The organism is Methylotuvimicrobium buryatense, assembly GCF_005931095.1.
In the GTDB taxonomy this organism is placed as follows: Bacteria; Pseudomonadota; Gammaproteobacteria; order Methylococcales; family Methylomonadaceae; genus Methylotuvimicrobium; species Methylotuvimicrobium buryatense.
In genome coordinates this window covers 4,535,698-4,543,182 of record NZ_CP035467.1, presented here as the reverse complement: position 1 = coordinate 4,543,182, position 7,485 = coordinate 4,535,698, and the positions used below count along the sequence as shown (strand labels likewise).

At 45.8% G+C, this 7,485-nt stretch carries 6 protein-coding genes; 2 read left to right on the top strand and 4 right to left on the bottom strand.

The window, feature by feature from the left end; genetic code table 11:
- Positions 1–12: 12 nt before the first annotated feature.
- Positions 13–966 carry an IS1595 family transposase gene (locus EQU24_RS20200; protein WP_017841829.1) on the top strand — a complete coding sequence of 318 codons (954 nt, stop codon included), beginning with the start codon at positions 13–15 and terminating at the stop codon, positions 964–966.
- A 277-nt stretch (positions 967–1,243) separates the two neighbouring features.
- Positions 1,244–2,026: a Bax inhibitor-1/YccA family protein gene (locus tag EQU24_RS20195; protein WP_014150115.1), complete on the top strand. Its 783-nt coding sequence runs from the start codon at positions 1,244–1,246 to the stop codon at positions 2,024–2,026.
- 93 nt (positions 2,027–2,119) lie between these two features.
- Here EQU24_RS20195 and EQU24_RS20190 read toward each other — a convergent pair whose 3' ends face one another.
- From EQU24_RS20190 to EQU24_RS20175, 4 genes are all read right to left on the bottom strand, one after another.
- A complete protein-coding gene (locus tag EQU24_RS20190; RefSeq protein WP_017841831.1) occupies positions 2,120–3,586 on the bottom strand; it encodes an O-linked N-acetylglucosamine transferase, SPINDLY family protein in 1,467 nt (488 codons plus the stop codon).
- A gap of 443 nt (positions 3,587–4,029) precedes the next feature.
- Positions 4,030–4,548 carry a class I SAM-dependent methyltransferase gene (locus tag EQU24_RS20185; protein WP_014150113.1) on the bottom strand — a complete coding sequence of 173 codons (519 nt, stop codon included), beginning with the start codon at positions 4,546–4,548 and terminating at the stop codon, positions 4,030–4,032.
- Between the two features lie 164 nt (positions 4,549–4,712).
- Positions 4,713–6,554 (bottom strand): glycoside hydrolase family protein, encoded by a 1,842-nt coding sequence (locus EQU24_RS20180; RefSeq protein WP_017841832.1) that lies wholly within the window; start codon positions 6,552–6,554, stop codon positions 4,713–4,715.
- Between the two features lie 185 nt (positions 6,555–6,739).
- Positions 6,740–7,330 carry a hypothetical protein gene (locus tag EQU24_RS20175; RefSeq protein ID WP_017841833.1) on the bottom strand — a complete coding sequence of 197 codons (591 nt, stop codon included), beginning with the start codon at positions 7,328–7,330 and terminating at the stop codon, positions 6,740–6,742.
- Between the last annotated feature and the right edge of the window lie 155 nt (positions 7,331–7,485).

Sequence of the window (7,485 nt, the reverse complement as noted above, 5' to 3'; positions counted from 1 at the left end):
GGAGTCCAGCTCATGGCCATGAATAAAATCCAGTTTCAAGCAGGCCTGTCACTGCCTGCTTTTTTAGCGCAATTCGGCACCGAAGCGCAATGTGAAGACAGTTTAGAACAGTCCCGCTGGTCCCAAGGCTTTCGCTGCCCCGACTGCGGTCATGCCGAACACTATGTGCTTAAATCAGGCGGACGCAAAACCTTCCAATGCCGGTCCTGCCGATTACAGACATCGCTGATTGCGGGCACTTTATTCCAGAGTACCCACCTTAAACTGACGACCTGGTTTCTGGCGATCTACTTGATCAGCCAGGCCAAGACCGGTTTGTCCGCCCTGGCTTTGAAACGGCAGTTGGGCGTCAGTTACCCTACCGCTTGGCTGATCCAACAGAAACTGATGCAAGCGATGGTCGAACGGGATGCCCGGTACACCTTGGACGGCGAAGTTCAGGTGGACGATGCCTATCTCGGTGGCGAATTGGCTGGCGGTAAGGCCGGGCGCGGCTCTGAGAATAAGGTGCCCTTTGTCGCGGCGCTCTCGCTCAGCCCCGAGGGACAGCCGAGGTTTATCAAAATGGCGCCGATTCCGGGTTTTACCCGTAAAGCCATTGCCAATTGGGCACAAGGCGATCTCAGCCCCGGTTGTGTCGTGCGGTCCGACGGCTTGGCCTGTTTTGCCGGCGTGACCGATGCCGATTGTCAACACCAGGTAACCGTCGCCGGTGGTCGGAAACCCAAAGACCTGCCTGAGTTCTGTTGGATCAATACGGTACTGGGCAATCTCAAAACCAGTCTAGGTGGCGCCTACCATGCTTTCGATTTCGCAAAATACGGCACCCGTTACTTAGGTGCGTTCGCGTACCGCTTTAACCGGCGCTTCCGACTCGATACCATTACTACGCGCCTTATCGTGGCTGCGGCTACGACTGGACCCCGCTCGGATTATTGGCTTCGGCAAGCTGAAGCATCTTGCTAATCAGGTAATGTTATGCGTTCCCCACGCCCGTGGGGATGAACCGTTCCGCGCCTCTGCTTCTATAGCTGCACGTCTGGAGTTCCCCACGCCCGTGGGGATGAACCGCAATTTCAGCATCAAGACAGAAACAAAGACCAAGCGATCCCCACACCTGTGGGGATATATTACTTGCCTGTTATGTACCGGTAAATGTCAACATAGTTGTCGCATGTGTTATTGAGACTTTATCAAATCTATGGCTAAAATGCTGATTTGATTATGACAAGGTACGCGACTTATGGCATTACCGAGAACTTTGGGACTGGGTAGCCCATTATTGAATTTACCTCGAAGCTTTAAACCCATTTCTTCCCCAACTGAGCAACCGGTTTTCAGGCTTTCTCTTCGGCAACAGATGTTTTCTCTGGGGCTTTTATTTACGCTCAGTTTATTGGCTGCACTGGCGATGGCGGCTTATTTTTATCCGAGCATTGCGAGCAATGACAAAGTAGTCGCGAACATCGTTCGTAATATCGGCTTCGGCGGCGGCGTTTTCGGCTTTAGTTTGGTATTACTGACCGCTTTTTATCGGCACTGGGCGTCTGTAACCGCGCCGTTATATGCCTTAGCGGGCGGGGTGTTCATGAGCGGATTGGCGCTTTCACTTGAACAACGCTTTCCTGGCATTGCCGTACAGTCTTTGGTTGTGACATTCAGCATCGCTTTGGTAATGTATGCGTTGTATGCGACCGGTGTGATTAAAGTAACGCGAAAACTTTTTGTGCTGATTTACGCCGCGACGGCTACTATCGCGCTGGTTTATTTGGTGGGATTTACCGCATTGCTTGCCGGTGTGCCCTTGCCTTTTTTGCATGGTGCCGGTGTGGGCGGGATGCTTTGGTTTGGCTTTATCGTCGTGACCGCATCGTTAAATTTACTAGTCGATTTTCGTCGTATAGACAATGCTATACAACGCGCTCAACCTTCGTGGATGCGCTGGTACTTGGGACTGGGCATGCTAGTGACCTTAGTGTGGATGTACATTTCGGTTCTGAGGCTGATTGCAAATGCTAGACGATGAGGGATAAACGGGAAATGTGACAACAGGCTCTCGTCGGCCCGTGTTCGATTGCCTATTATTGTCCCTACATTTTAAAAACAGGGAAGTAATTTTTTACCAAATCCTTAGTTGTTTTTCTCGAAGCATTCTTCTGTAAGCTTCTTCCAGGTTTGCAATAAAATTCATTTCATTCCTAATCGGTGAATCTTCAAGCATCGAACGTAGCTCTTTTTTATAATGCGCGATGCGTTCTTTATCGTTCGCCAAATGTACCGCCTTTAAGAAATAGTCTTCTTCATCCATTGCGACTAATTCATTTGCGCCTATTGCGCTTAATATGGATTGCGAGACTCTTGCGACATGTGATTTACCGTCTAAAGCAATGACCGGCACACCCATAAAAATAGCCTGCATCGTTGTTGTGGTGCCGTTGTAAGGAAAAGTATCAAGTGCAATATCCAGTTCGTTATACAGCAATAAGTGCTCTGATCTTTTTGGCGAGAATCCGTACAATACTAGTCTGTCTATCTGTTCTAAACCGGCAGAGGCAAAACGTTTCTTGATACGATTCTGTTCAACTTTCTTTTCAAAACCTCTCCCCTTCAGCACAAATTTGGAATCAGGAACGGCCTGTAAGATTTGTACCCATAAAGCAATCGTTCTATCTGTGATTTTTGAAATTTTATTGAACGTACCGAAGGTCACAAAACTATTTGATTGACACGGCGCATCATTTATTTTCAAATTTTCAGGGGGCAGACGAAAGCATAAAAAACAATCTGGCAAGCGATACAGTTTTTCTGAATGCCACTCGTCTGAGACGTTTTGAGGGTCGCTGATCGAGTCAACAAGGCGATAATCCATTGTTTTTAAACCTGTTGTGCCGGGATACCCTAAATAAGTCACTTGGACGGGGGCTGCCCGTAAAGCAAATACATCTAACCGATTACCGCTGGTCAGGCCTGCCACGTCGATTAAAATATCGATAGCGTCCTGTTGAATTTGATCGAACAACTGTACTGTAGACATGTGTCGAATATCGATCCATCGATCGGCGGCCAGTTTAAATTGATGAGTCACACCATCTTCTTGATTAATATTGGCATAACAGAATATTTCAAAAATGTCCTTATTGTGATTTTGAATAATAGGCAACAAAAAATAAGCCACCGGATGAGCATTAAAATCCGGAGACACATAGCCGATTCTAATTTTTAAATGTTTACTGCGTGGCTTAAGCGAAAGTTTATATTTTAAAACGTAGTGATTTGTATATGCTTCGGCCCATTTTTTATGCTCTAGGGCAACTAACGAAGGAGGCTCGTCACTGTAATTTAAGGTATTGATTAAACGTTGATGCGTATTTAAATCGTATTTGATTTGCAATCCTTCTCGATATACTGAAATAGCTTCATCGACCTTGCCAAGCAGACGCAAGCAATTGCCTAGCACGCGAAAAACACGCGAGTCATCCGTGTTCATGCTCTTTGCTTGTTTTAAAAAAGCAGCGGCTTCGTCATAGTTACCTTGCTCAAATGCAGCAACTCCCTGCGCAAACACATTTTTAAATGAATCCGACATTATTGTTTCCTACCTGATTGCCTTGTTTAGTCCCCTAATTTTTTTATGGTGCCATTTAGTAGGGGCGCAGGTGACTAGCCGATATTCAAGACAAATCGGCATTATAAATTGGCTAAACGATTACAGTTTATTTAAGGCAGCAATTCCCAATTTGGAGATCAAAAAGGGTGTGGGGTATGCTTGGCGAGGATGTCGGCAGCAGGGAGCTGCCGCCAAGCCCCCATGGATGGGTTTACGGCGTTCCTCGACAGGCATACCCTACACCCTAAAATCGGCGAAACTGCTTAAACGTAAGTATTCAGACCCCGTTGGCAAATTACCGCAATCCAGGCGTATTGTTGGCATCTCCCTTTGAAAAAGGGGGATTTATTTAAAAAATCTCCCCTAGCCCCTCTTTTTCAAAGAGGGGGACTGAATACTTACGCTCAAACTGGGAATTGCTGTTATTTAAGGGCTGTCATATTCAAGCTAATCGGCCGGTTTAAAAACTGCTTATTGCTCGTATCGTTGAAAATGCCGAATCTTTCGACTCTCGTAATACTTTTAAACCCGGCCTTTGTTAAATAAAACCTTAAAAAATCTTCGTTAAGGCCTACCATATGAAAATCGTATGCATTCGTTTGCCCTCCGTAGAGCATTCTCATCACATAAAACCGATCTTTAAAACTTAGGCTTTTATCGACCAGCAGGGTGGCCAATGTATCTAGATCCGGGACACTAAGATAAATTTTTCCACCGGGAAGTAAAACTCTAAACCACTCTTTTAAAACTTCCTGTAGATCGCTAATATAGCTGAAATGTTCCAAAATATGGGAAGCATAGATTGCAGAAAATGTGTTATCCGCAAAACGAGATAAATCATTGGCATTACCCACATGGTCGACATGGTCGGTTTTTACAATATTGAATATCTCCCATCCCGCTTTTCTTTTCGTGCCGCCGATATGTAGTTTGCTTGCCATTAACACACGCCTCCAGAACTACTGAAAATACTTCATTATTTTCTTTGCAAATCAAATTCTGCTCCGAAGTGCCTGTTAGAGGGCTACAGGATATTTGCGCCAATAATGTGACCCAACAGAAAAGCACTTTGGTCGTATTTGCTCTCTAAGTCGGAAATTCGACCTTACATCACGAAGTATAACCTTGAATAAAAACAAGCTGTATGCTGTACCGAGTCGACCCTAACCCATTGACGAGTTAGTTTAAAACGAAAGCTGTTTATGCTTTTTTCCGGATATAAATGCGCATATGTCGATTCCGCTGTATGTCGGGTATACATAAGGCCCTTGGCGGACGCGATCATTGCCGCCATTATTTTGTCTGCACGCTTCTGTTCCCCCAGATAGGTCGACAGATAATATGCGGCAATTAAGCCCTCGCAACGCGAACCGTCGTGATAAACATGGTCGCCATAGTAATAATAGAAGCCTCCAGCATAATCTAAATAGGGCGAGTTCTCATCTGTATAACTATGTTCGATCATGGCATCCGCATCATTAAACACAAAGTCGATATAGCTATTTTTGCGAAATCCTTCGACCTTAACCCATTCCTCGATCGCTTGCATTAGCCAAGCATCGGCGGGTAACTCCAAAAACAATTCCTTGTATTTTACGGGCCGGATGTCCACTAAAAAATCCAGCGCTTTTTCGCTTTTTTCGGCGACTTCTTTTTTTAAATCGTCATCGATCCGATCGATCCACTGGTAGTATAGAGCCAGTCCCAATAAGGCTTCGCCCGGATAATAAAAAGAGAATAATTGTCTTTTGATATCATCGGGCGGGTCGATGATTGGCTGGCCTTGATTGAATAACGGGTGAATGTAATAACCGATCATTTCGCCGTCGTCGGCGATTCGAGACAGAATATGTCGAACGAGACCGTCGATAGTGAGTCGATAGGCTTCATCGCCGGTATGCCGGTAATAATGCATCAGCGCGACTAGTGCAACGCCCGCGCCGCCGAGTTTCGATTTTTTATTGTCGAACGGATAGCAGGCGTAGCGTCCTTGCCACTCGTGTTCTCTGAGTGTCGAAAACAGATATTGCATCGAATGGCCAGCGGCTTCGAGATAATCGTTGCGTCCGGTCAATTCATAACCGCGCAACAGCGAGATAGTTCCGCCGCAATGACGCAATATGTTGTTATACAAAGGATCGGCCATTTTGGGGTGGTCGAAGTCTACTTTCGTATCTTGATAAGCGTCGTAAAAATACAAAAAACTGCCGTCATCGTACATGTTGGCGACGAGCCAATCGATGCTTTTCAATGTACTTTCAAGCAAGGTTTCTTTGTCGAATCGAACTTTGCTAATCGGATAACCGCGATAGAGCGGTAAGATTTCTCGATCGGTATAGCTGATGAACGCAATACTTTTGATCAGGCTAGAAGATATCGGTTCGCTTCGCATCAGTTTTTCGCGAACTGAAAACCGGTTGGATTGTTTCGCGATGCCGGTTTTTTTCGCGAGGAAGCGCAGCAGTTGCGAAACGGACATGATGCTATGCACGACGGCGTCGGTCGGCATAAAGTAGCGTAATACGCCTTTATATTCGTATTTGATGCCGGTAATGCCCGGCTCGAAACGGCTGTCGCAAAACGTCGACCCGGTTAACGATTTCAGTGGGCACGGGCGCTCTTCGGTCACCATCTCAAACAAAATCCGGCATTGATTGGCGTCTTGAACGGCAAAGTCGGAAAGAGCAGGGTTGGTTTTGAGTTTTTCAACGATACGTTGCAATGTAGCTTCGATCGTTGCTCTTCTAGCCCCCCAGCGTATCGGTTTCAAACCTCGTTGAAACAGCGAAATGTAAATCTGCGAAATAACCGGATCGAATGGCAAGTCAAGGTCAGTCGTTGAAAAAGCGCTCTCTCCGGAAATTAATGCCTGACGGATGTCCTTCAATAACCGATGTTCCGCCGAAAAGTCCGTTTTGCTATGAAATGCTCGGTTTTGATCTGCCATGAGTGAGTTTTGTGCATCGAAGGGTGGTTTGATTGTTTTTTTGGACAGACTTAGAGTCTGTCGGTCCACAAAGCAGGAATGAGCCGCTCGGAGCGGCTCATTAGTTTGGGATGGTTTATCGCGTGTATTTTATTGGGCTTTTCTCTGGAGTTTATCGAAGCGATGAAAGTCGATGATGTAGCCTGTCAACTTCTTTTTAGCCGACGCGAATAAGTTAAAAGAAAGCAGGCTAACCCCAGGCTCAATAGAACCGAAATATGAGGTTCAGGCACCTGCACGCTGAATTGACTGATTGTTGTAACTCCAGCGCCGAATTGATCGTCTTTGGTTTTTTGTCGAAATCCGAAAATATCGCCTGCATTGACGAAGAAGCGGGTTTGGCCCGTTTGTATAAGATCGCCTTGGTCGTCAGTGAGCAGGAAAAAGACATCGTTGTGCAAATAGCCGAATGGATCCCATATGGGGTCTTTATCGATATCGAGTGTTTTATAGGACCAATAGAATGAGACAAAACCGGAAGCGGCCGCCATGATAGTGAGGTCGACATTGATCTGATCTTGATTTCCTGAAATTCCTTGATCGGATGATGTTAATGTCACAGAACTGAAGTCGTTGAAAGCAATGTAGCCATTACTGCCAGTGGTTGTCGTCCAATTAGCCGGGCTATACGGACCGGTAAAATCGGATATCAACGCAGCTTTGGCAGGAATGAATGCCATGAAGATTAACAACGCGATCAATGCCGTACATTTGTAGAACCGATGCTGGATTATCATTTAATCTCCCATGTATGAAGTAACGAATTGGTTTACAACTAGAGAACCTATCAAGGCGTGGCCGGATTATCTGCGAGATAATTCGCAATATTCCAATTGAATGGTGCTAGTCAATAATCGCATGGACTCCGCAGGCGACCATTAACTTTTCAGAA